The 22,375-nt window shown below is 59.5% G+C and carries 19 protein-coding genes; 10 read left to right on the forward strand and 9 right to left on the reverse strand.

From position 1 onward, the window contains the following. Positions 1-104 precede the first annotated feature (104 nt). The 3 genes from B723_RS20210 to ahpF all read left to right on the forward strand — a co-directional run bounded on the left by B723_RS20210 (position 105) and on the right by ahpF (position 3,434). Positions 105-1,043 (forward strand): site-specific integrase, encoded by a 939-nt coding sequence (locus B723_RS20210; protein WP_017338613.1) that lies wholly within the window; start codon positions 105-107, stop codon positions 1,041-1,043. A gap of 138 nt (positions 1,044-1,181) precedes the next feature. Beyond that, positions 1,182-1,745, forward strand: a complete 564-nt coding sequence (ahpC, locus tag B723_RS20215; protein WP_017338614.1) for an alkyl hydroperoxide reductase subunit C — start codon at positions 1,182-1,184, stop codon at positions 1,743-1,745. 123 nt (positions 1,746-1,868) lie between these two features. Beyond that, positions 1,869-3,434 (forward strand): alkyl hydroperoxide reductase subunit F, encoded by a 1,566-nt coding sequence (gene ahpF, locus B723_RS20220; protein WP_017338615.1) that lies wholly within the window; start codon positions 1,869-1,871, stop codon positions 3,432-3,434. Positions 3,435-3,583: 149 nt separating this feature from the next. Here the strand turns inward: ahpF and gloA are convergent, their stop codons facing one another. Further along, positions 3,584-4,105, reverse strand: coding sequence for a lactoylglutathione lyase (gloA, locus tag B723_RS20225; protein ID WP_017338616.1), 522 nt, complete (start codon positions 4,103-4,105; stop codon positions 3,584-3,586). 144 nt (positions 4,106-4,249) lie between these two features. On the opposite strand from gloA, the gene B723_RS20230 reads away from it, so the two are divergent. After that, on the forward strand, positions 4,250-4,774 hold the full coding sequence (locus tag B723_RS20230) for a DUF4946 domain-containing protein (protein WP_017338617.1): 525 nt from the start codon (positions 4,250-4,252) through the stop codon (positions 4,772-4,774). Between the two features lie 165 nt (positions 4,775-4,939). Here B723_RS20230 and B723_RS20235 read toward each other — a convergent pair whose 3' ends face one another. The 3 genes from B723_RS20235 to B723_RS20245 all read right to left on the reverse strand — a co-directional run bounded on the left by B723_RS20235 (position 4,940) and on the right by B723_RS20245 (position 8,063). Further along, positions 4,940-5,305: a histone-like nucleoid-structuring protein, MvaT/MvaU family gene (locus tag B723_RS20235; RefSeq protein WP_008075430.1), complete on the reverse strand. Its 366-nt coding sequence runs from the start codon at positions 5,303-5,305 to the stop codon at positions 4,940-4,942. 234 nt (positions 5,306-5,539) lie between these two features. Further along, the gene (locus B723_RS20240; RefSeq protein WP_017338618.1) at positions 5,540-7,075 is read right to left on the reverse strand and encodes an EAL domain-containing protein; all 1,536 of its coding nucleotides are present in this window, start codon (positions 7,073-7,075) and stop codon (positions 5,540-5,542) included. A 115-nt stretch (positions 7,076-7,190) separates the two neighbouring features. Beyond that, the gene (locus tag B723_RS20245) at positions 7,191-8,063 is read right to left on the reverse strand and encodes a LysR family transcriptional regulator (RefSeq protein ID WP_017338619.1); all 873 of its coding nucleotides are present in this window, start codon (positions 8,061-8,063) and stop codon (positions 7,191-7,193) included. Positions 8,064-8,141: 78 nt separating this feature from the next. Here B723_RS20245 and B723_RS20250 point away from each other — a divergent pair, with 78 nt between their 5' ends. Then, the gene (locus B723_RS20250; RefSeq protein WP_017338620.1) at positions 8,142-9,086 is read left to right on the forward strand and encodes a DMT family transporter; all 945 of its coding nucleotides are present in this window, start codon (positions 8,142-8,144) and stop codon (positions 9,084-9,086) included. A gap of 249 nt (positions 9,087-9,335) precedes the next feature. Beyond that, positions 9,336-10,412, forward strand: coding sequence for a 4-hydroxyphenylpyruvate dioxygenase (hppD, locus tag B723_RS20255; protein ID WP_017338621.1), 1,077 nt, complete (start codon positions 9,336-9,338; stop codon positions 10,410-10,412). A gap of 125 nt (positions 10,413-10,537) precedes the next feature. Here hppD and rarD read toward each other — a convergent pair whose 3' ends face one another. The 3 genes from rarD to B723_RS20270 all read right to left on the reverse strand — a co-directional run bounded on the left by rarD (position 10,538) and on the right by B723_RS20270 (position 14,135). After that, entirely contained in the window at positions 10,538-11,419 is an 882-nt protein-coding gene (gene rarD / locus B723_RS20260) for an EamA family transporter RarD (RefSeq protein WP_017338622.1), read from the reverse strand. Between the two features lie 194 nt (positions 11,420-11,613). Further along, the gene (locus tag B723_RS20265) at positions 11,614-12,627 is read right to left on the reverse strand and encodes an aldo/keto reductase (RefSeq protein WP_017338623.1); all 1,014 of its coding nucleotides are present in this window, start codon (positions 12,625-12,627) and stop codon (positions 11,614-11,616) included. A gap of 197 nt (positions 12,628-12,824) precedes the next feature. Further along, complete coding sequence (locus B723_RS20270; protein WP_017338624.1) at positions 12,825-14,135, reverse strand: MFS transporter; 1,311 nt, start codon at positions 14,133-14,135, stop codon at positions 12,825-12,827. Between the two features lie 171 nt (positions 14,136-14,306). Between B723_RS20270 and B723_RS20275 the strand changes: the two genes are divergently transcribed. The 4 genes from B723_RS20275 (at position 14,307) to B723_RS20290 (ending at position 19,942) form a co-directional block, all read left to right on the forward strand. Beyond that, positions 14,307-15,434, forward strand: a complete 1,128-nt coding sequence (locus tag B723_RS20275) for a sugar diacid recognition domain-containing protein (protein WP_017338625.1) — start codon at positions 14,307-14,309, stop codon at positions 15,432-15,434. A gap of 171 nt (positions 15,435-15,605) precedes the next feature. Then, positions 15,606-16,748 (forward strand): glycerate kinase, encoded by a 1,143-nt coding sequence (locus B723_RS20280; RefSeq protein ID WP_017338626.1) that lies wholly within the window; start codon positions 15,606-15,608, stop codon positions 16,746-16,748. 339 nt (positions 16,749-17,087) lie between these two features. Next, on the forward strand, positions 17,088-18,713 hold the full coding sequence (locus B723_RS20285; protein WP_017338627.1) for a methyl-accepting chemotaxis protein: 1,626 nt from the start codon (positions 17,088-17,090) through the stop codon (positions 18,711-18,713). A gap of 41 nt (positions 18,714-18,754) precedes the next feature. Further along, entirely contained in the window at positions 18,755-19,942 is a 1,188-nt protein-coding gene (locus B723_RS20290; protein WP_017338628.1) for a pyridoxal phosphate-dependent aminotransferase, read from the forward strand. Positions 19,943-20,063: 121 nt separating this feature from the next. Here the strand turns inward: B723_RS20290 and B723_RS20295 are convergent, their stop codons facing one another. Beyond that, positions 20,064-21,041, reverse strand: a complete 978-nt coding sequence (locus tag B723_RS20295) for a 2-hydroxyacid dehydrogenase (RefSeq protein ID WP_031318873.1) — start codon at positions 21,039-21,041, stop codon at positions 20,064-20,066. Between the two features lie 21 nt (positions 21,042-21,062). After that, complete coding sequence (locus tag B723_RS20300; RefSeq protein WP_017338630.1) at positions 21,063-22,361, reverse strand: MFS transporter; 1,299 nt, start codon at positions 22,359-22,361, stop codon at positions 21,063-21,065. Positions 22,362-22,375 lie beyond the last annotated feature (14 nt).

Below are 22,375 nucleotides of genomic sequence, written 5' to 3' on the forward strand. Positions count from 1 at the left end.
TAAATGTAAATTATTGATACGGGATATACTGGTATTACCCAATGTGATGCGCTTTGGAACGGCTTTAGCGCCGCAAAAGCCGTACGACTTCGAGACGTGAGCCCATGACCGATCTGGATCGCTACCTGCAAGCCGCCACGCGTGACAACACCCGCCGTAGCTATCGAGCGGCCATCGAGCATTTCGAAGTGAGTTGGGGCGGTTTCCTGCCGGCCACTGCTGACAGCGTCGCGCGCTATCTGGTGGCGTACGCCGGGGAGCTGTCGATCAACACGTTGAAGCTGCGCCTGTCGGCGCTCGCTCAGTGGCACAACAGTCAGGGCTTTGCCGATCCCACCAAGGCGCCGTTTGTGCGCCAGGTCTTCAAAGGCATTCGCGCACTGCACCCGGCCCAGGAGAAACAGGCCGAGCCATTGCAGCTTCAGCATCTGGAGCAAGTGGTTGCCTGGCTGGAGCAGGAAGCACAAACCGCGAAATCACAACATGATCAACCGGCCCTGTTGAGAGCCCGGCGCGATAGCGCGCTGATCCTGTTGGGCTTTTGGCGCGGTTTTCGCAGCGATGAGTTGTGCCGCGTGCAAATCGAACACGTGCAGGCCAGCGCGGGCTCCGGCATCACCCTCTATTTGCCGCGGAGCAAGAGCGACCGCGATAACCTCGGCAAGACCTACCAGACGCCGGCATTGCAGCGTCTGTGTCCGGTGCAGGCATACATCGCCTGGATCAGCGAAGCGGCGCTGGTGCGCGGGCCGGTATTCCGTGGCATCGATCGTTGGGGGCATTTGAGCGAGGAGGGGTTGCACGCCAACAGCGTCATTCCGTTATTGCGCCAGGCGCTGGAACGCGCCGGTATCCCGGCCGAGCAGTACACCAGTCACTCCCTGCGACGCGGCTTCGCCACCTGGGCGCACCAAAGTGGCTGGGACTTGAAATCGCTGATGAGCTACGTGGGCTGGAAGGACATGAAGTCGGCGATGCGTTACGTGGAAGCCAATCCGTTTCTGGGGATGGCGCGGATTTCTGAAAAGCCCTCGGCGGCCTAGATATCGTTTTCTTCTATTAATACTGCTGGCTAATAGCGAAAACCCATCAGCAGCATCAAGTTTGCCAATGAGCCATCCGTGCGTCGAGTGGGTAGAGTTCACTCCATCAACTTCTTAACCCATGACGGAGAGTCACCGATGCCTATCATCAACAGCCAAGTTAAACCGTTCAAAGCTGACGCCTTCAAAAATGGCGACTTCGTAAAAGTCTCGGACGCTGACCTGAAAGGCAAGTGGTCTGTGGTTTTCTTCTACCCAGCCGACTTCACCTTCGTTTGCCCGACCGAACTGGAAGACCTGGCTGACAACTACGACGAGTTCCAGAAACTGGGCGTCGAAATCTACAGCGTTTCCACTGACACCCACTTTGCTCACGCTGCCTGGCACAACACTTCGCCAGCCATCGGCAAAATCCAGTACACCATGATCGGCGACCCGACCCACGCTATCTCCCGCAACTTCGACGTGCTGATCGAAGAAGCCGGTCTGGCTGACCGTGGCACCTTCGTGATCAACCCGGAAGGCCAGATCAAAATCGTTGAACTGAACGATGGCGGCGTTGGCCGTGACGCTTCCGAGCTGCTGCGCAAAATCAAGGCTGCCCAGTACGTCGCTGCTCACCCAGGCCAGGTTTGCCCAGCCAAGTGGAAAGAAGGCGAGGCCACTCTGGCTCCGTCCCTGGACCTGGTCGGCAAGATCTAAGTCTGTGAAAGCATCATCAGGGCGGGTTTCCGCACCTAAGTAAGCTGCAACCGCCCAATAAAAACGCCCGGGCGAGATTCGCTCGGGCGTTTTTTTTCGACACGAATAAAGGAAATCGCCCGTATGTTGGACGCCAATCTTAAAGCCCAGTTGAAATCGTACCTGGAACGGGTCACCCAGCCGATCGAGATCGTTGCATCCCTCGACGACGGTGCGAAATCCCAGGAAATGCTCGAACTGCTGAAAGACGTTGCCAGTCTTTCCACCCAGATTACCCTGCTCGACAACGGTGACGACGCACGCAAGCCATCGTTCTCGATCAACCGTCCCGGTGCCGATATCAGCCTGAGTTTCGCCGGCATTCCGATGGGCCACGAATTCACCTCGTTGGTGCTGGCCTTGCTGCAAGTCGGCGGCCACCCGTCAAAAGCCAGCGCGGAAGTGATCGAACAGATCCGCTCGCTCAAAGGCGAGTTCAGCTTCGAGACTTACTTCTCGCTGTCCTGCCAGAACTGCCCGGACGTGGTCCAGGCGCTGAACCTGATGGCGGTACTGAACCCGAACATTCGCCACGTCGCTATCGATGGCGCGCTGTTCCAGGCCGAAGTCGATGATCGCAAGATCATGGCCGTGCCAAGCATTTACCTGAACGGGGAGATTTTCGGCCAGGGTCGTATGGGCCTGGAAGAAATCCTCGCCAAGATCGACACCAGTGGTGCCGAACGCCAAGCCGAGAAGATCAACGCCAAGGAAGCCTTTGACGTACTGGTGGTCGGCGGTGGCCCGGCCGGTGCATCGGCGGCGATCTACGCCGCCCGTAAAGGCATTCGCACTGGCGTGGCGGCTGAGCGTTTTGGTGGGCAGGTGCTCGACACCATGGCCATCGAGAACTTCATTTCCGTACAGGAAACCGAAGGGCCGAAGCTGGCCAGCGCGCTCGAAGAACACGTCAAGCAGTACGACGTCGACATCATGAACCTGCAACGGGCGACCGCGCTGATCCCGGCGAAAAACCCTGGCGAGTTGCATGAAGTCCGCTTCGAAAGCGGTGCCAGCCTGAAAACCAAAGCGCTGATCCTTGCCACAGGCGCGCGCTGGCGTGAAATGGGCGTGCCGGGGGAGCAGGAATACAAAGCCAAAGGCGTGTGTTTCTGCCCGCACTGTGACGGCCCGCTGTTCAAAGGCAAGCGCGTCGCGGTGATCGGCGGCGGGAACTCCGGTGTTGAAGCCGCGATCGATCTGGCTGGTATTGTCAGCCACGTCACGCTGCTGGAGTTTGACAGCAAGCTGCGCGCCGATGCCGTGCTGCAACGCAAGTTGTTCAGCCTCCCGAACGTCAATGTGATCACCAGCGCACTGACCAGTGAAGTGAAGGGCGACGGCCAGAAAGTGACCGGCCTGGTCTACAAGGATCGCGATTCGGGTGAGTTCAACACGGTCAACCTCGAAGGCATCTTCGTGCAGATCGGTTTGCTGCCGAACACCGACTGGCTCAAAGGCACCGTCGAGCTGTCGCCGCGTGGCGAGATCATCGTCGATGCGCGTGGCGAGACATCGCTGCCAGGTGTGTTTGCTGCCGGTGACGTGACGACCGTGCCGTACAAGCAGATCGTGATTGCCGTGGGCGAGGGCGCCAAGGCTTCTCTGAGCGCCTTCGATCACCTGATCAGGACTTCCGCGCCGGCATAAACCGGATGCCGAAAACACAAAACCCCATGAGTGATCATGGGGTTTTTTGTGTCTGTCGAAAAGATCGCAGCCTGCGGCAGCTCCTGCAAGAGCCAAGTCGTGCGTGATTCTGTAGGAGCTGGCGAAGCCTGCGATCTTTTGACTTTGCTTTACATCGGCGCGGGCTGGATGATCTCGACCCAGTAGGCATCCGGGTCCTTGATGAACGCCAGGCTCTTCATGCGGCCATCGTTCAGGCGCTTCTGGAAATCGCAGCCCAACGCTTCGAAACGCTCGCACGCAGCGACGATGTCCGGCACCGAGATGCAGATGTGGCCGAAGCCGCGTGGGTCGGTGTTGCCGTTATGGTAGGCAAAATCCGCGTCGTTTTCGGTGCCGTGGTTGTGGGTCAGCTCGAGAATGCCGGGAATCGACTTCATCCACTCGGTACGGGCGGCGGCATCGGCCGGGATCTGGTCTTTATCGACCAGCGCCAGGAAATAGAGGCTGAACTCGGCTTCCGGAAAGTCGCGTTTTTCCACCAGCGAGAAACCGAGGATGCGCGTGTAGAAATCCAGGGACTTGGTGATGTCCTTGACCCGCAGCATGGTGTGGTTGAAGACGAACTTCTGGGTGGCGGTATCAGGTTGGGCGGTCACACCCGGGAAAGTGTTCAATTCGTGCAGGCTCATGGGCCCTCCGGACAATAAGTGGGGCTAACGATGGCGATAATGATACGCAAGGGCGCAGGCATCACCAAACCCAAACCGTCGGCTATTGCCTGACAGCCGGGCGAGGCTCAGACTTTGCGGCTCAATCCGTGAGTATTCCTTGCAATGATCCGATTCTGTAAATCGCTGTTCGTTCTGATTGGCCTGCTGTCAGGCATGGCTTGCGCTCATGCAGAGGCGCCGATCGTGACGTGGCCAGATGGCTGGGAAGTTGAAGCGATCCCGCAGGATGATGCCAAGCCTCAGGTCTCCCGCCAGCGCGCGGTGAAGAATGATCAGGGTGGCACGCCGGTGATGGTGATGGAGTTGACCATGACGACAGTGGAAAGCGGTCATCAGGTGAATCTGGAAGGCGTGTTGCTGGAGATGCGCAAGTCGGTGCAGAAGGATTTTCTCCAGGGCGGCTATCAAAGCGTCTGCAACAAAATCCATGCGGCAACCTTGAGTCGGCTATCGGCACTGGAAACTACCTGTACGATCACCCAAAACGGTCGACATGTGCTGTCGCAAACATTGGTCGCCGCAGTGGATGCCGATAAGGCCTATGTTCTTTCGTACGCGGGGCAGGCCGAGGCTTATAAGGCAAGCCTGGATGAAATAGAGGTTGCTCGTAACAGCTTGAAACTTTAGTTAAAGGTTTGCGCGGTCGTGCATTTCGCAATCTTTAGATACCCGAAGGGATTAAACCCAAAGTTAATCGGCAAGTAGCGAGTTTATCGATTCCAATCGTTGCATCTGGAAGGCGTCCATGAAAAAAGCCCTGCGCAAGGCAGGGCTTTTTTTCACCGCGAGTGCTTAGCCGCGCAGCCAGGAATCAACGGTGGCAGCACCGTATTGTTCCTTCCAGGCTTTCAGGCCGCGGTGGTTGCCGCCCTTGGTTTCAATCAGTTCACCGGTGTGCGGGTTCTGATAAACCTTGACCACGCGGGCGCGGCGGGTTTTAGGCGCAGCGGCCTGTTGCAGGCCGGATTTTGCCGGGTTCGGATCGAGAATGGCGATGATGTCGCGCAGGCTCTTGCCATAGGTTTTCATCAGCCCCTGGAGCTTTTCTTCGAATTCGATTTCTTTCTTGAGCCCGGCATCGTTCTTCAGGGATTCCAGCTGCTTGAGCTGTTCTTGAAGGGCCTTTTCAGCTGCACGAAATTCAGCGAGTCTGGACAATATCTTTACTCCAATAGTGTGTTTGGCTGATACCAACCGCAAACAAAGCTATAAGCCAAGAGCCTTGAAGCGACTCGGTGATAAATGGCTCGCCTGCCAATCTAGCGCAGGTACGAAAAATTGTAGTAGTTAATGGGCAAAGAGTAAATCCTGACTTTTTCTTCATGTAACAACAGTAGTTTTTTGATTCAAATCGGTGCGCGACCTCGTTTTCTTGACGCATAACGACGCTAGTTAATGGTGACTTAATGCATCAATGAAGTCGGCGCCGGGCATCGGCCGTCCGAACAGATAACCTTGCAAGAAGTTCACACCATGAGCCGTGAGGTAAGCACTTTGCTCTTCGGTTTCCACGCCTTCGGCAACGATGCCCAGATCGAGCTTGGCCGAGAGTTCGATGATGCTGTCCAGAATGTGCCGGGAAAGGGCGTCAGCGCCGATCATGGCGACAAAGCTCTGGTCGATTTTCAGGAAGTCGACGTTGAACTGGCGCAAGTAATCCAGGCTTGAGTGACCGGTGCCAAAGTCGTCGATGGCGATCATCACACCCAGCGCGTGAAGCTGCTCGAACAACTGCAACGTGATAGCGGTGGGCTCGATCAGTTCGCGCTCGGTCAGTTCCAGCACCAGGTGGACGGAGCCCGGCGTAAAGGCACCGAGAAACTCCGTGCAATCCTTGACCAGTTCCAGGTCCTTGCAGTGGCTGGCCGTAATGTTGATGCCGATGTGAAACGGCTCCTCGAACGTGGAAGAGACAGGCCCCAGCCATTGCGCCGTTTGCTGCATCAGTGAGCGAGTCATCGGTACGATCAGGCCGGAGTGCTCGGCAAACGGGATGAACAGGTCAGGGCGCACCAGGCCTTCCTTCGGATGATTCCAGCGCATCAACACTTCGGTGCCGGACCACTTCTTGTTCGTGCCATGCACCACCGGCTGAAAATACGGAACGAACTCCGCCGCCTCCAGTGCACGCTGCAGTTCATGACTGGGTGAAGTCGAACGCTTTTGCACAACATGCCCAATCAGGCCGGACACGACGCCAAAAAAGATCAGCAAGCTGAACAGCGGCGGATACTCGCTGCTCATGTAGCGCCAGGTCTCGCCCTCAGGGAAACCCGCCGCGACAGTGAAGGCGTAACGCGAGGACATCATTTTGCTTTCAGCGACGGGCAGGGCGGGCGGGGCGTCTTCGTGAACCTTGCCGTCAGCCGACAACCAGCTTGGACCGACTTGCAGCATCAGCAATGTCTTACGACCAATCAGGCGCAAGACGTTACTCAAGTGATAACCGTCCAGCGTGCTCAGCGCTCCCTGTTTTCCTTCGCTGAGCCGGTACACCAGCAACGCGGTATTGGGCGTGACGGGGTTGCCGTTCATGAGCCATAACCTGCCTTGGGCGTAGTCCCCGGCGTTGACCTTTTCCTGATAGTCACCAAACAACGAACTGCAATAGAGGTTGTCGTCCCAGACCAGATTCGTCGAGCGCACGAACGGACGGCGGGTGACCTGTTCGCGCAAGGCCAGTTTGACGTCGTTGCAGGATTGGCCGGCCAGCGGCAATAACTCGCGAGCGGCCTGGGCGGTGTTGTCGAGCATCAGCTCGAATTGGCGGATGGCTTCTTCGGCGGTCAGTTGGGCGTTTTGCGAAAGTGCACGTTCAGCCTGCCAGTAAAGAATGGCGACCCCCAGCAGTATCGGGAGCAAACCGCTCAATACCGTCACGACAATCCGGGTGCCACGTTTGCGGCGAGTTTTGACAGTCAGAGGCATTCGCGAAACCTGTAACGATGAAATAGGGCTCTCAAATGCTGGCAGGACAACGGCATGCCTCCCATGAAGAGTTCGGTCAGAGGCCATGATAGTTGGCCTTCAAGGCTTGTGCCGTTCAACGCAAGTCCAGACTTGTAGCCAGTTTGATAAAGGCCAGCGCTGCCGGTGAAGACTGGCGCCGGTCGAGCACCGCCAGACCCACCTGGCGAGCGACCGCTGGCAACAGCGGTTTTTTGACGTAGCGATCATCGTGGTGATCGGGCAGTGAGCCTTCAGCGACCACCGTCAAGGCATCCCCTCGAGCCACAGTGTCCAGCGTGCTCAGCAGTTGCGAGCAGCGAAAGCGAATGTTAGGTGTCAGTCGCGCGGCACTGAATAACCGCGATACCAGTTCCGAAGAACCGGCTTCGGTCAGCACGAAGGGGTCGTGGCACAAATCGTCCAGGCTCACGCTTTCGCGATCCGCCAGCGGATGATCGGCGGGCAGTAACGCGACCATTTGGTCTTCGATCAGTGCGAAGGTGTCGAAGCGCTCCTGGGGCAACACCACAAAGCCGATGTCGATGCGTCGTTCTTCCAGCCACTGGATCACCTGGCGGTCGGGACCTTCATCAATGTGGACCTCGATGCCAGGGTGAGCGGCGCGGTAGTGCTGCAGGATCTTTGGCAACAACTTGATCGACGAGGTCGGACCGAACGAGCCGATGCGCAGCGTGCCGCGTTTCATGCCGCGGGCATCGGCCGCTTCCTGCCGCAAGGTGTTGGCCAGCCCGAGCATCGTCCGAGCGCGCAGCAACAGCTGTTGGCCGATGTCGCTGAGTTCGACCCGGGATTGATGCCGCCGCAGCAGTTCGACGCCCAACTCCTGCTCCAGAGACTTGAGGGCGTGAGACACGGCAGATTGCGAAATTCCCAGACGATGGGCTGCCGCCGTGAAGCCGTGAAGTTCGGCCACCAGCGAGAAGATCTCCAGTTGGGTGAGGGTCATGAGTGTTTACTCATTTTACGATGATCAAGTATTAGATAAATGATACGTCATCTGTTCGACTTCTCAATCCGGGGACTTATGACTGCGTATGAACACAGGGTGCCGGAGCACTCCGAGGTGGCGGTGTATTTCAAACTCGCTGCCGTCACCATGATCTGGGGCGGCACCTTCGTCGCCGGGCGTTTTCTGGCGGACAGCCTTAGCCCGTTGTTCGCCGCCAGCCTGCGATTCCTGCTGGCGAGCGGGGCGCTGCTGCTGTTTTTGCTGGTGGCCCGCGTGCCGCTGGCGCGCCCCAGCCCCAGGCAGTGGCTGCAACTGTCGCTGCTGGGGTTATTTGGCATCTTCTTCTACAACCTGTGCTTCTTTTATGGGCTGCATTACATCAATGCCTCCCGGGCGTCGTTGATCGTGGCGCTGAACCCGGCGGTCATCGGATTGGCCTCGTGGCTGCTGTTCAAGGAGCGCTTGAGTCGGGTAAAGGTCGCCGGAATCGCGATCTGCATCGTCGGTGCGAGCCTGGTGATCATCAGTCGCAACCCGCAATTGCTGGCCGGCCATGCCGATGCGTGGATCGGTGATCTGCTGATTTTTGGCTGCGTACTGAGCTGGGGAGTTTATTCGCTGTGCGCCAAAGGCCTGAATCAGACCTTGGGGCCGATGCAAACCGTGACGTATTCGATCCTGCTCGGCACGGTGATGCTCTGGGTCGTCAGTGCCGTCAGGGGCGAGGTGAGCATCGCGGCGTTGCTCAGCCTGGGGGCGCAGCAATGGTTGAGCCTGATGTACCTGGGTGTTTTGGGCTCGGCACTGGCGTACATCGGCTATTACGATGGCATCCGAAAAATCGGCGCGACCCGTGCCGGCGTGTTCATTGCGTTGAACCCGCTGACCGCAGTCATCCTCGGTGCATTGCTGTTGGGTGAGCAACTGACCCTGGTGATGTGTCTGGGCGGCGGCTTGATCCTGGCGGGGATTTTCCTGTGCAACAAACCCCTTGCGCGAGCAGGGAGAAAGGGGATTTGATACAGAAGACGGACAAATCTGTTTACGCTGTGTAGAATCCGGTTACGCATATAAGAATAATCGTCTTCTGGCAGCAGAAGCCTCGCCCGTATCAGCCTTGGGTCGACAATGAAAAGTTTCGGGTTTCAATTGATCTACGGTGATTTCCTCGCCCGCAGCGTGCGGGGCATCTCCTGTGCGCCACCCGCCGGCTTCAGCATTTCTTGAAACTAACGTTACGTTAATTCTAAAAAATGATGAGGCGCCAAAATGGCAGATTTATACGAAAACCCAATGGGCCTGATGGGCTTTGAATTCATCGAATTCGCATCGCCAACCCCGAACACGCTGGAGCCGATCTTCGAGATCATGGGCTTCACCAAAGTGGCGACCCACCGCTCCAAGGACGTGCACCTGTATCGCCAGGGCGCGATCAACCTGATCCTCAATAACGAACCCCACAGCGTCGCTTCTTACTTCGCAGCCGAGCACGGCCCGTCGGTGTGCGGCATGGCGTTCCGCGTCAAGGATTCGCAACTGGCCTACAAACGCGCGCTGGAAATCGGCGCCCAGCCGATCCACATCGAAACCGGCCCGATGGAACTGAACCTCCCAGCGATCAAAGGCATCGGCGGCGCGCCGCTGTACCTGATCGACCGTTTTGGTGAAGGCAGCTCGATCTACGACATCGACTTCGTGTTTATCGAAGGCGTTGATCGCAACCCGGTTGGCGCCGGCCTGAAAATCATCGACCACCTGACCCACAACGTATATCGCGGTCGCATGGCGTACTGGGCGAACTTCTACGAGAAGCTGTTCAACTTCCGTGAAATCCGCTACTTCGACATCAAGGGTGAATACACCGGCCTGACCTCCAAGGCGATGACCGCGCCGGATGGCATGATCCGCATTCCGTTGAACGAAGAGTCGTCCAAGGGTGCCGGGCAGATCGAAGAGTTCCTGATGCAGTTCAATGGCGAGGGCATCCAGCACGTTGCCTTCCTCAGCGATGACCTGATCAAGACCTGGGATCATCTGAAAAGCATCGGCATGCGCTTCATGACCGCGCCACCGGCAACCTATTACGAAATGCTCGAAGGGCGTTTGCCGAACCACGGCGAGCCGGTTGATCAACTGCAAGCGCGGGGCATTCTGCTGGACGGTTCGTCCGAGTCGGGCGACAAGCGTCTGCTGTTGCAGATCTTCTCTGAAACCCTGATGGGCCCGGTGTTCTTCGAGTTCATCCAGCGTAAAGGCGACGATGGCTTCGGCGAAGGCAACTTCAAGGCGTTGTTCGAATCGATCGAGCGAGATCAGGTTCGTCGTGGTGTATTGTCCACCGACTAAGTTGATTCACTGATAAAACTGTGGGAGCGAGCTTGCTCGCGATAGCGCCAGATCAGTCAACAGAGATGTTGAATGTCAGGCCCTCATCGCGAGCAGGCCCGCTCCCACATTTGTTTTGTATGTACTTAAGGCCTGCGCTGTCGCATCAGGTGTTTGAACCCTTCAAACACCAACACCAGCACTGCCAACCAGATCGGTATATAGGTCAGCCATTCCCCGGCCTTGATGCTTTCCCCGAGCAGCAACGCAACGCCCAGCAACAGCACCGGCTCGACATAGCTCAACAGTCCGAACAGGCTGAACGGCAGCAGTCGGCTGGCGATGATGTAGATCACCAGTGCCGAGGCACTGATCACACCGAGAATCGGGATCAGCAGTGACAGCCACGGGTGCTGGTCAAACACACTGAAACCTTGCTCACCGGTCTGTACGAACCAGAAGGCCACGGGCAGCGTGAGTGCCATGTCCAACCATAAGCCGCCCAGGTTGTCCGCCGCCAGACGCTTGCGCAGGATGAAGTAGGTCGGATAGCCGACGCACACCAGCAAGGTCGCCCAGGAAAAACCACCGACCTGGTACACCTCGTTGATCACCCCGAGGCAGGCGAAAAATACCGCAATCTTTTGCAGATAGGACAGTCGCTCCCCGTAGACCAGTCGGCCGGTCAGGACCATGGTCAATGGCAGCAGGAAATAGCCCAGCGAAACATCGAGGCTGTAGCCGTTGAGCGGTGCCCACATGAACAGCCAGAGCTGCACGCCGAGCAGGGCAGAGGAGGCGATCAGGCCTGCGATCAGTTTCGGCTGGGCGGCGGCTCGCTGGACAATCTCGACCACGCGCTTCCATTCCCCGGACACCACCATGAACACGGTCATGCACGGCACCGTCAGCAACATTCGCCAACCGAAAATTTCCACACCGCTCAATGGGGTGAGCAGAGAGGTGTAGTAGTACATGACGGCAAACAGCACCGAGGCCGAAACCGATAGAGCGATACCTTTAGACAAACTGTCCTCGCGAAGTCGAAGGTGAAACGGGGGGCGGAGGATACGTGGTTTTGCGGTCGAATATTGTCCGATCGATCAACACCGATCCATTGTGTGCGAGCCTGCTCGCGATGAGTGCCTGACATTCAACATCCCGGTTGATTGATCTGGCGCTATCGCGAGGAGGCTCGCTCCCACATTAGGTCTGTGTTGCTTCAGGTATTGCAGGGCTTACGGCCGGATACGAAATGACTCACATCATTGAACCCCGGCGTCGACGCATGCCCCGGCGTCACCAGCGAGTCGATAAACGCTTCGTCCTCCGCCGTGATCTTCACCGCCTGCGCCTTAGTGTAGGCGTCCCATTGTTCTTCGGTGCGCGGCCCGACAATGGCGGAGGTGACGGCGCTGTTGTTCAGCACCCAGGCAATCGCGAACTCGACGATGCCCACGCCACGACCTTGCGTGTATTGCTGGATCTGCTGGGCGATGCGCAGGGATTCCACGCGCCATTCCGTTTCCAGAATACGTTTGTCGGCGCGTCCGGCGCGGCTGTTGGCATCCGGTGTCACATCCGGCGCGTATTTGCCGCTGAGCACGCCGCGCGCCAGCGGGCTGTAGGGCACAACGCCCAGGCCATAGGTTTGCGCGGCGGTGATCTGTTCGGTTTCGGCCTGGCGGTTGACGATGTTGTACAACGGCTGGCTGATGACGGGGCGGTCAACACCCAGCTTGTCGGCAATGCGGATCACCTCGGCGATGCGCCAGCCTCGGTAGTTCGACAAGCCCCAATAGCGGATTTTGCCCTGGCGAATCAGATCGCCGATGGCCGACACCGTGACGTCCAGCGGCGTGTTGTGGTCTTCGCGGTGCAGGTAATAGATGTCGAGGTAGTCGGTGCCGAGGCGCGTCAGGCTGGCATCGATGCCGTTGAAGATGTGCTTGCGGCTCAGGCCGCTGCGGTTTGGCACGCCGTCCACCGGGCCGAAACCGACCTTGGTGGCGAGCACCCATTCATGGCGGTTGCCGGCAATCGCTTCGCCGACGATTTCCTCGGAACGGCCGCCGGTGTAGACGTCGGCAGTGTCGATGAAATTGATGCCCTGGTCCCAGGCCTTGTCGATGATCCGCAGGGAATCTTCGGTGCTGGTCTGTTCGCCGAACATCATGGTGCCCAGGGTCAGGGTGGACACCTGCAAACCCGAATGACCCAGCGTGCGATAGCTCATGACGAAATCCTTTTACCGGTGGGAAAGGCTCAATCAAATACCAGAACAACCGCGAGGATCAAAGTGAATTATCGAACATTCCCGAATCAAAAATGTGGGAGCGGGTTTGCTCGCGAAAGCGGTGTGTCAGTCAATATTGAGTTGCCTGATACGACGCCTTCGCGAGCAAGCCCGCTCCCACACTGGATCTGCGTCTATCAGACGCGCAAGGTGCGTGTCATGCGCAATGCCAGCAAACTACCGCAGACAATCACGCCTGCCAGCAGGTACAGCGCGGCGTCGGTCGAGCCGGTGCTGTCCTTGACCCAGCCCACGAGGTACGGGCTAAGGAAACCCGCCATCTGGCCCATGGAATTGATCAATGCCAACCCACCCGCCGCAGCGCCGGCGCTCAGCAGTGCGGTCGGCACCGGCCAGAACATCGGCAGGCCGGTGAGGGCGCCCATGGTGGCGATGGTCAGGCCGAGAATCGCAATGGCTGGCGTGGTGGCGAAGTTCACCGCGATCAGCAGGCCGACAGCGCCCATCAGCATCGGCACCACCAAATGCCAGCGACGTTCTTTGCGCAAGTCCGCCGAGCGGCCGACCATCAGCATGAACAGCGCCGCCAGCAGATACGGAATGGCACTCAACCAGCCAATCACCAGGTTATCGCTGAAACCCAGGTTCTTGATGATCGACGGCAGCCAGAAGTTGATCGCGTACACGCCGCTCTGGATGCAGAAGTAGATCAAGCCAAAGGCCCAGATCGCCGGGTTCTTGAACACCGCCAGCAGCGAGTCGGTGGTGGTTTTCGGTTTGTTGGCCAGGTCTTCGGCGTGGTCGGCTTCCAGCACCGAGCGCTCGAACGGCGTGAGCCACTTGGCGTTGGCGTAACTGTCGCTGAGCAGGAAGTAGGCGAGGGCGCCGAGGATCACGGTCGGAATGCCTTGCAGCAGGAACATCCACTGCCAGCCGGCCAAACCACCCTGGCCTGCGGCGAAGTGGTTGAGGATCCAGCCGGAAAACGGGCTGCCGAGCAGGCCGGAGACCGGGATTGCCGACATGAACAGCGCCATGATGCGGCCACGACGGAAGGTCGGGAACCACTGCGAGAGGTACAACACCACGCCCGGAAAGAACCCGGCTTCGGCCGCGCCGGTGAACAGGCGCAAGGTGTAGAACTCGGTCGGGGTGGTGACGAACAGCAGGCAGGTCGACAGCGTGCCCCAGACGATCATCATCAGCGCGATCCAGCGGCGCGGGCCGAATCTGGTCAACGCCAGATTGCTTGGCACGCCGCACAGCACGTAGCCGATAAAGAAGATGCCGGCCCCGAGGCCATACACGGTTTCGCTGAATTTCAGTGCGTCGAGCATCTGCAGCTTGGCAAATCCAACGTTCACCCGGTCGAGGTAGTTGAACAGGTAGCAGATGAAAATGAAGGGGATCAAACGCAGGGTAATGCGTTTGTAGACGGCATTTTTTTCGTCAACGATGGCCTGGGTAGCGGCGGCGCTCTGTGACATGGCGGGCTCTCTCTTTATTATGATTTTTTGCGATGCAAAGGGTAACGTTGATCGCCCTGAGAGTCTCGGCCACCCTTATGGTTGCTGTCTTTGTGCCTGAGCACAGGGTTTGTCATCCAGCCCTGTGCGGGTGAACAACCCTGATCCATTACGCCTCCAAGGATTACGCCTATGTTCGAACTCGATCACGACCTGGCCCAGGACATCGTCGACCGGGCGATGGCCATCCTGCCGTACAACGTCAACGTCATGGACAGCCAGGGGTTGATACTCGGCAGCGGTGAGCCCGAGCGGGTCAACACCCGGCACGAAGGCGCGCAACTGGTGCTGGCCAACGGGCGCGTGGTGGAAATCGATGCGCAAACGGCGATCCATCTCAAAGGTGTGCAACCGGGGATCAACCTGCCGCTATTGCTCGACCAACGCTTGATCGGCGTGTTGGGCATCACCGGTGAGCCTGAGCAATTGCGCACCTATGCCGAACTGGTGCGCATGACCGCCGAGATGCTGGTAGGCCAGCGCAACCAGCAAGCCGAGCAACAATGGCGGCGCCAGCGTTGCGACGACCTGCTGGCGCTGCTGCTGAGCGAGGCGGGGGAGTCGCCGCGGCTGATCGATGAAGCGCAGCAGCTTGGGCTCAAACCGCAGATGACACGGGTTCCGTATCTGTTCGAGCTGGGGACGGAACACGGACCGGGGCAAACCGTCGAGGCACTCAGCGCCTGGCTGACCTCGCGTTACCCGGACAGTTGGTGCGTGAGTTCGGCCAAGTCTTCGTTGCTGTGGTGCCGACCGGCGAGCCAGGCAATCGAAAACGACCGGCTGCTGGAAAAGCTCGACGGCCTTGGCTGGAATATCTTGCGCATCGCCGTGGGCGGGCAGGCGGATGGTTTGTCGGGCTTGCGCCGTTGCTATCGGCGGGTCGGTGACTTGCTGGCCTACGGGCGTGATGTCCTGCCACATTCGCGCTTGCTGACACTGACCCGTTATCGCCTGCCGGTGATGCTCTGGCGGCACCGCAACGACGATGCGCTGGACGAACTGCTCAAACCTCTGCGCAAAGTCATCGCCAAGGACGGTAATGGTCAACTGCTGGCGACCCTGCGCAGCTGGTGCGATCACGACGGCCAGAGCCAGGCCTGTGCCGATGCGTTGGGGATTCATCGCAACAGTTTGCGTTATCGCATGGAGCGGATTGCCGAGCTTAGTGGCGTGGATCCGTTGAGACTCGATGGCATGCTCGCCCTTTACCTCGGCGTACAACTGCTCCCACAAACGGACGCGCCGCACGTGACGTAGGCGCAAGCGTCGATGGCGATCTCAAGAACACCTTCGCCTCCAGCATCAATGCTGACTGGATCACAGGTTTTGTAGAAATGAACAATAATCCTCCCTGGCGCTTGTGCAGCGGACCGGCGTTATTGTTCTGGCCTGCTGGCAGCATGAGGGCCTTGGAACTGGAGAACTCGCATGAAGATCGTCATCGCCCCCGATTCGTTCAAGGACAGCCTGAGTGCCCAGGGTGTGGCCGATGCCATTGCCCTCGGGTTGGGGCAAGTATGGCCCGATGCGCAGTTGGTCAAATGCCCGATGGCCGACGGCGGGGAAGGGACGGTCGAGTCGGTTCTGGCGGCCTGTGATGGCCAACTGCGTCGTACCAACGTCCGAGGCCCGTTGGGCACAACGGTCGACGCTGCGTGGGGCTGGCTGCCACAGAGCCTGACCGCAATCATCGAAATGGCCAAGGCCAGTGGTTTGCAACTCGTTCCACCCGCGCAGCGTGATGCGTGCATCAGCAGCACGTTCGGCACCGGCGAGCTGATTCGCGCCGCGCTCGATGCCGGCGCGCAACGAGTGATCCTCGCGATTGGTGGTAGCGCCACCAACGACGGCGGTTCCGGGGCGATGCAAGCCCTGGGCGTGAAGTGGCTGGATGCCCAGGGCGAACCCCTGGCGCCGGGCGGTCTGGCGCTGGCGCAACTGGCCCGCATCGATCTGAGTGACATTGATCCGCGTCTGGCCCGAGTGCGCTTCGATATCGCCGCCGACGTCAACAATCCGCTGTGCGGCCCTCACGGCGCCTCTGCGATTTTCGGCCCACAAAAAGGCGCAACGCCGGAGCAGGTCGAACAACTGGATCGTGCACTCGGACACTTTGCCGAGCTGTGCGCCCAAGTCCTCAACAAAGACGTACGCGACGAACCCGGTAGCGGCGCAGCGGGCGGTCTGGGGTTTGGCGCCAAGGCGTTTCTCGGCGCGCAGTTCAAGGCCGGCGTTGAAGTGGTCGCCGAACTGGTTGGCCTGGCTGAGGCGGTGAAGGACGCCGAGCTGGTGATCACCGGCGAAGGCCGTTTCGATGCGCAAACCTTGCGCGGCAAGACACCGTTTGGTGTGGCGCGAATCGCTCGGCAACACGGTGTGCCGGTGATCGTCATCGCCGGCACGTTGGGTGAGGGCTATCAGGCCTTGTACGAGCATGGCATCGATGCCGCGTTTGCCTTGGCGAGCGGGCCGATGACGCTGGAACAAGCGTGCACCGAGGCTCCCCGGTTGTTGTGTGAACGGGCGAGCGATATTGCGCGCGTCTGGCAAATTGCTGCACGCAAAACCTGACCCTGTCATCCAGCCTGACACCTCTTTGTGGCGAGGGAGCTTGCTCCCGCTCGGGTGCGCAGCAGCCGCCGTTTTTGGGGCCGCTGCGCAGCCCAGCGGGAGCAAGCTCCCTCGCCACAATGTTCTGATCGCCATGTGTTTCATCGGTGAAACACTTGTGCCCCCTTGAAAAATATTTCGCAAATCCGCGCAAAAATCCTCAACCCCAGCCGATACAGCTATCAGGCGCACACAAACCTATTACAACAGTGGCGCCAGCCTGAACGGTGCGCTTCTATGCCCGCCCGCCAGTGATCACGGCAAGGATGCTCGAAGCCTCTATCCCCCGAGTATCGTCCTATGTCCTTGCGTAATCTGAATATCGCGCCTCGAGCTTTCCTGGGTTTCGCCTTCATTGCCTTGCTGGTGATTGTGCTGGGTGTGTTTGCGGTCAACCGCATGTCGATCATCCGCCAGTCCTCGATCGACATGGGTAGCACCCAACTGCCCAGCGTCGGCTTCCTGGGCAATGTCACCGAAAATATCCTGCGCATGCGCATTCTGTCGTTCCGCATTCTGGTCAACCGCGAGCCGGCCAGTTTGCAGGAAGCTGAAACCCGTATCGGCGTGTTGACCGACAAGGCACTCAAGGCTCAGGCCAGCTACGCCGCATTGCCGATGGGCCCGGACGAAGCGGCGCTGTATAAGGAGTTCAGCGCAACCCTGGATAAATACATGCAAGCCCAGCGCGAAATGTTGGACCTGTCGCGCCAGAACAGACTTGACGAGATGCGCACCCTGATCAATACACGGATCAAGGACGGCACGGACAAAATGGGCGAACAGCTCAATCGATTGGTGACTTACAACACCGAGGGCGCCAAAGCAGCAGGGCTCGTCGCCGAAGACAACTACGACACCGCCGTGAACGGAATCATCGGGGTGTCCGTGGTGGCGGCGCTCATGACAGTGCTGTTGGCCTGGCTGCTGACCCGCAGCATCGTCACGCCGTTGAACCGTGCGGTGCAGGCAGCGGAAACCATCGCCGGCGGTAACCTGACCAAAGCCATTGAAATCGATGGCAAGGACGAGCCGGCCCGGTTGCTCGGCGCCTTGTCCACCATGCAAGGCAACCTGCGCAAAACCATCGAGCAGATCGCCGGCTCCGCCACGCAACTGGGCGCTGCCGCCGAAGAACTCAGCGCCGTGACCGAAGAAGCGTCCCGCGGCCTGCAACAGCAAAACAACGAAATCGAACAGGCCGCTACCGCCGTCAACGAAATGACTGCGGCCGTGGAAGAAGTGGCGCGCAACGCCGTATCGACCTCGGAAGCCTCGAACCAGTCGACCCAGGCCGCCCGCGAAGGTCGCGACCGCGTGGTGGAAACCGTCGACGCCATCCAGACCATGACCCACGACGTGCAAAACACCTCGCTGATGATCGAAGGCCTGGCGACGCAAGGCCGGGATATCGGCAAGGTGCTGGACGTGATCCGTGCCATCGCCGAACAGACCAACCTGCTGGCCCTGAACGCGGCGATCGAAGCGGCCCGCGCCGGTGAAGCCGGGCGTGGTTTTGCGGTGGTGGCGGACGAGGTCCGGGCGTTGGCGCATCGCACTGCGCAATCGACTCAGGAAATCGAGAAGATGGTCGCCGGCATTCAGAACGGCACCGGCGAGGCGGTGTCGTCGATGCAGCAAAGCAATCAGCGCACCCAAAGCACCCTGGAAATGGCCCGTGCCGCCGGTATTGCGCTGGAGCAGATCACCCAGTCGATCCACTTGATCAACGAACGCAACCTGGTCATTGCCAGCGCGTCCGAAGAGCAGGCGCAGGTGTCCCGTGAAGTCGATCGCAACCTGGTGAACATCCGCGACCTCGCCACCCAGTCCGCTGCCGGGGCCAATCAGACCAGTGCCGCTACCCACGAACTGTCGCGCCTGGCCGTTGATTTGAATGCAATGGTGGCGCGTTTCGTGATTTGAGATAGGGTTGAGGCTAGGAACACGCGCGACTGGAGAAATACATGCGCTACTCAGCCTTGACCCAACGAATCGCCGGCGACGGCGCTGCGGCCTGGCAAATTCATTACCGAGCATTGGAGTTACGAGAGCAAGGCGTCGATGTGTTGCTGCTGTCGGTGGGTGATCCGGACTTCGATACGCCGCGACCCATCGTTCAGGCGTGCATCGACAGCCTGTTGGCCGGCGATACCCATTACGCAGAAGTACGCGGCAGTCGTGGGCTGCGCGACAGCATCGTCAGCCGTCATCGGCGGCGCAGTGGGCAGACGGTGGATGTCGATGAAGTGATCGTGATGCCCGGCGCGCAATGCGGGGTGTATTCGGTCGTGCAATGCCTGCTCGATCCTGGCGACGAAGTGATCGTCGCCGAACCCATGTACGTGACCTATGAAGGCGTGTTCGGCGCATGCGGCGCCCGGGTGGTGCCGGTGCCGGTGCGTCCGGAGAACGGCTTTCGGGTTGATCCGGCGGATGTCGCGGCGCTGATTACGCCGAAAACCCGTGCCATGTTGCTCAACAGTCCCAACAACCCTTCCGGCGCCAGCTTGCCGCTGATGCTCTGGCAGGAACTGGCGTCGCTCTGTGTTCGGCACAACCTGTGGCTGATCAGTGACGAGGTCTACAGCGATCTGTTGTACGAAGGCGAGCACATCAGCCCGGCCAGTCTGCCGGGCATGGCCGAGCGGACCGCGACGATCGACAGCCTGTCCAAATCCCACGCCATGAGCGGCTGGCGAGTGGGCTGGGTGATCGGGCCGAAAACCTTGATCGACCATCTGGAACACCTGTCGTTGTGCATGCTGTTTGGCATCCCGGATTTTGTGCAGAACGCGGCGCAAGTCGCGCTGGACGGGAATCTGCCGGAAGTGGCAATGATGCGGGAGGAATACCGTCAGCGTCGCGACCTGGTGTGCGCGAGCCTGAACGCGTGCCCGGGTTTGCGGGCGGTACGGCCGGATGGCGGGATGTTCGTGATGGTCGATGTGCGCCAGACCGGGCTGACTGCCCAGCATTTCGCCGAGCGGCTGCTGGAGGGCTATGGTGTGTCAGTTCTGGCCGGCGAAGCGTTCGGGCCGAGCGCGGCGGGGCATATCCGGATCGGGCTGGTGGTCGATCGGCAGAAACTGGCGGATGCGTGTCGGCGGATTGCGTTGTGTGCGGCGGATCTTCTTGAGGCGCGGCGGGCCTGAGACATTTGCCTTGTCTGTGCGGGCCTCATCGCGGGCAAGCCCGCTCCCACAAGGTTTTGTGAACGCCACAGATCCAATATGGGAGCAGCTAGCGATAGCTATCTGACAAACTCCAAGCCCCTCAGCCCTGCCACGCCCGCTCATTCACCAGATTCTTCGGCCGCCCACCCGCCAGCGCCGTCAACAGGTTGTCTACCGCACACGTGGCCATCGCTTCCCGCGTTTCATGGGTCGCCGAGCCAATGTGCGGCGTCGCCACCACGTTGTTCAACTGCAACAGCGCCGAGTCTGGATTCAACGGTTCACGCTCGAACACATCCAGCCCCGCCGCGCGAATCTGCCCCGAACGCAATGCCTCGATCAGCGCTGCTTCGTCCACGACTTTGCCCCGTGAAATATTGATGAAGATGGTTTCCGGACGCATCAGCGCAAATTGCTCGGCGCCGATCAATCCTTCGGTTTCAGCGGTCAGTGGCAAGGTCAGGCAAACGAAATCGGCCTGTTGCAACAGCTCCGGAAGGCTGCGGTACTGCGCCTTGAAGCGCTGCTCAATCGCCGGTTTCGGCGAGTGGCTGTGATAGATCACCGGCATGCCGAAACCGAAATGCCCGCGCTGGGCCAGCGCTTCGCCAATCCGCCCCATGCCGATGATGCCCAGGGTTTTACCGTGCACATCAGTGCCGAACTGTGCAGGGCCGATGTTGCGTTTCCACTGGCCGGCGCGAACCATGTTCGCCAGTTCCACCACGCGCCGGGCCGTCGCCAGGATCAGCGCGAAACCGGTGTCGGCGGTGGTTTCGGTGAGCACATCCGGGGTGTTGCTCAGCAGGATGCGCCGCTCGGTCAGGTAGTCGATGTCGTAGTTGTCGACACCCACCGAGACGCTGGCGATGGCTTGCAGATCTGGCGCAAGGTCGAGCAACCCAGCGTCCAGTTTCAGGCTGGCACCGAGCAAGCCTTCGGCGCGGGGCAGGGCCTCACGCAGTTGCGCGAGCCCGTCGGCGTCGAGATTGTCGATCAGCGTCACCTCCGTCTGCTCACGCAGCCGAGCCATCAGCAGCGGCGAAAGTTTCTTGTACAACACAACCTGCTTTTTCATCGTATTCATCTCTGCATCAATTCAAGGATGGGCGGCGGTTGGGCGCGTTACCGCAACCGAGGGACGCTCCCGGTCACTTGCACCGGGCTTGAGGAAAATCGTCAGCACCACCGAAAGCATCAGTGCGCCGCTCATCAGCAGGTATGACGCGCCGGGTGAACCGGTGGAGCTGTTCAGGTAACCGACCAGATAGGAACCGCCAAAAGAACCCAACGCGCCCATGCTGTTGATCAACGCCATCGCACCGCCTGCCACGTTGGCCGGGAGGATTTCCGGAATGATCGCGAAGAACGGTCCGTACGGTGCGTACATGCAGGCGCCGGCAATCACCAGCAGGGTGTACGACCACCAGAAGTGTTCGGCGCCCAGCGCGTACGATCCGTAGAAGGCAATCGAGGCGATCAGCAGCGGCGGCCAGACAAAGCGTTTACGCTTTTGCAGTTTGTCCGAACCCCAGGACACCAGCAGCATGCCGATGACCGCCGCCAGGTACGGCAGCGCGGAGAGCCAGCCGGCTTCGACCATGTCCATTTGCGCGCCGGCCTTGAGGATCGACGGCAGCCACAGCACGAAACCGTAGACGCCGATGCTCCAGCAGAAAAACTGCAAGGCCAGGATGATCACTTTCGGTGAGCGGAAGGCTTCGGCGTAGTTCTTCACGGCTTTGATGCCGACCTGTTCGGCGGCGAGGGCGCTTTCCAGATCCTGCTTTTCCTGGTCGCTGAGCCACTTGGCCTCGGCCGGACGATCATCGGCCAGACGCCACCAGATAAATGCCCAGAGCACGGCCGGCAAGCCTTCAATGATGAACATCCAGCGCCAGCTGAAATGCTGCACCAGATAACCCGACACCACCGACATCCAGAGCATGGTTACCGGGTTGCCGAGAATCAGGAAGGTGTTGGCCCGGGAGCGTTCGGCGCGGGTGAACCAGTGGCACAGGTAAATCAGCATCGCCGGCATCACGGCGGCTTCGACCACCCCGAGCATGAAGCGAATGACGATCAGCCAGTAGGCGTTGGAGACGATCCCGGTCAAGGTGGCCAGGCTGCCCCAGAGGATCAGGCTGACGAAGATCAGCTTCTTCACGCTGTGCTTTTGCGCGTAGATCGCCCCCGGCACCTGGAAGAAAAAGTAACCGAGGAAGAACAGTGCGCCGAGCATCGACGACAGGCCGGGCGTGATCATCAGATCGGCGGCCATCCCGGAGGCGGCCGCGAAGCCGTAGTTGGCGCGGTCCAGGTACGCCAGGCTGTAGGTGATGAAGACGATGGGCATGATGTACCACCAGCGGCGGGCGGCAAGCGTTGCGGTTTTCATGATGGTGCTCCTGA

This window comes from Pseudomonas fluorescens NCIMB 11764 (assembly GCF_000293885.2).
GTDB lineage: Bacteria > Pseudomonadota > Gammaproteobacteria > Pseudomonadales > Pseudomonadaceae > Aquipseudomonas > Aquipseudomonas fluorescens_B.

Bases quoted from the DNA above. Each gene is read 5' to 3' on its own strand.
- B723_RS20210 (WP_017338613.1), top strand. From the start codon at position 105: ATGACCGATCTGGATCGCTACCTGCAAGCCGCCACGCGTGACAACACC.
- ahpC (WP_017338614.1), top strand. From the start codon at position 1,182: ATGCCTATCATCAACAGCCAAGTTAAACCGTTCAAAGCTGACGCCTTC.
- ahpF (WP_017338615.1), top strand. From the start codon at position 1,869: ATGTTGGACGCCAATCTTAAAGCCCAGTTGAAATCGTACCTGGAACGG.
- gloA (WP_017338616.1), bottom strand. From the start codon at position 4,105: ATGAGCCTGCACGAATTGAACACTTTCCCGGGTGTGACCGCCCAACCT.
- B723_RS20230 (WP_017338617.1), top strand. From the start codon at position 4,250: ATGATCCGATTCTGTAAATCGCTGTTCGTTCTGATTGGCCTGCTGTCA.
- B723_RS20240 (WP_017338618.1), bottom strand. From the start codon at position 7,075: ATGCCTCTGACTGTCAAAACTCGCCGCAAACGTGGCACCCGGATTGTC.
- B723_RS20245 (WP_017338619.1), bottom strand. From the start codon at position 8,063: ATGACCCTCACCCAACTGGAGATCTTCTCGCTGGTGGCCGAACTTCAC.
- B723_RS20250 (WP_017338620.1), top strand. From the start codon at position 8,142: ATGACTGCGTATGAACACAGGGTGCCGGAGCACTCCGAGGTGGCGGTG.
- hppD (WP_017338621.1), top strand. From the start codon at position 9,336: ATGGCAGATTTATACGAAAACCCAATGGGCCTGATGGGCTTTGAATTC.
- B723_RS20265 (WP_017338623.1), bottom strand. From the start codon at position 12,627: ATGAGCTATCGCACGCTGGGTCATTCGGGTTTGCAGGTGTCCACCCTG.
- B723_RS20270 (WP_017338624.1), bottom strand. From the start codon at position 14,135: ATGTCACAGAGCGCCGCCGCTACCCAGGCCATCGTTGACGAAAAAAAT.
- B723_RS20275 (WP_017338625.1), top strand. From the start codon at position 14,307: ATGTTCGAACTCGATCACGACCTGGCCCAGGACATCGTCGACCGGGCG.
- B723_RS20280 (WP_017338626.1), top strand. From the start codon at position 15,606: ATGAAGATCGTCATCGCCCCCGATTCGTTCAAGGACAGCCTGAGTGCC.
- B723_RS20285 (WP_017338627.1), top strand. From the start codon at position 17,088: ATGTCCTTGCGTAATCTGAATATCGCGCCTCGAGCTTTCCTGGGTTTC.
- B723_RS20290 (WP_017338628.1), top strand. From the start codon at position 18,755: ATGCGCTACTCAGCCTTGACCCAACGAATCGCCGGCGACGGCGCTGCG.
- B723_RS20295 (WP_031318873.1), bottom strand. From the start codon at position 21,041: ATGAAAAAGCAGGTTGTGTTGTACAAGAAACTTTCGCCGCTGCTGATG.
- B723_RS20300 (WP_017338630.1), bottom strand. From the start codon at position 22,361: ATGAAAACCGCAACGCTTGCCGCCCGCCGCTGGTGGTACATCATGCCC.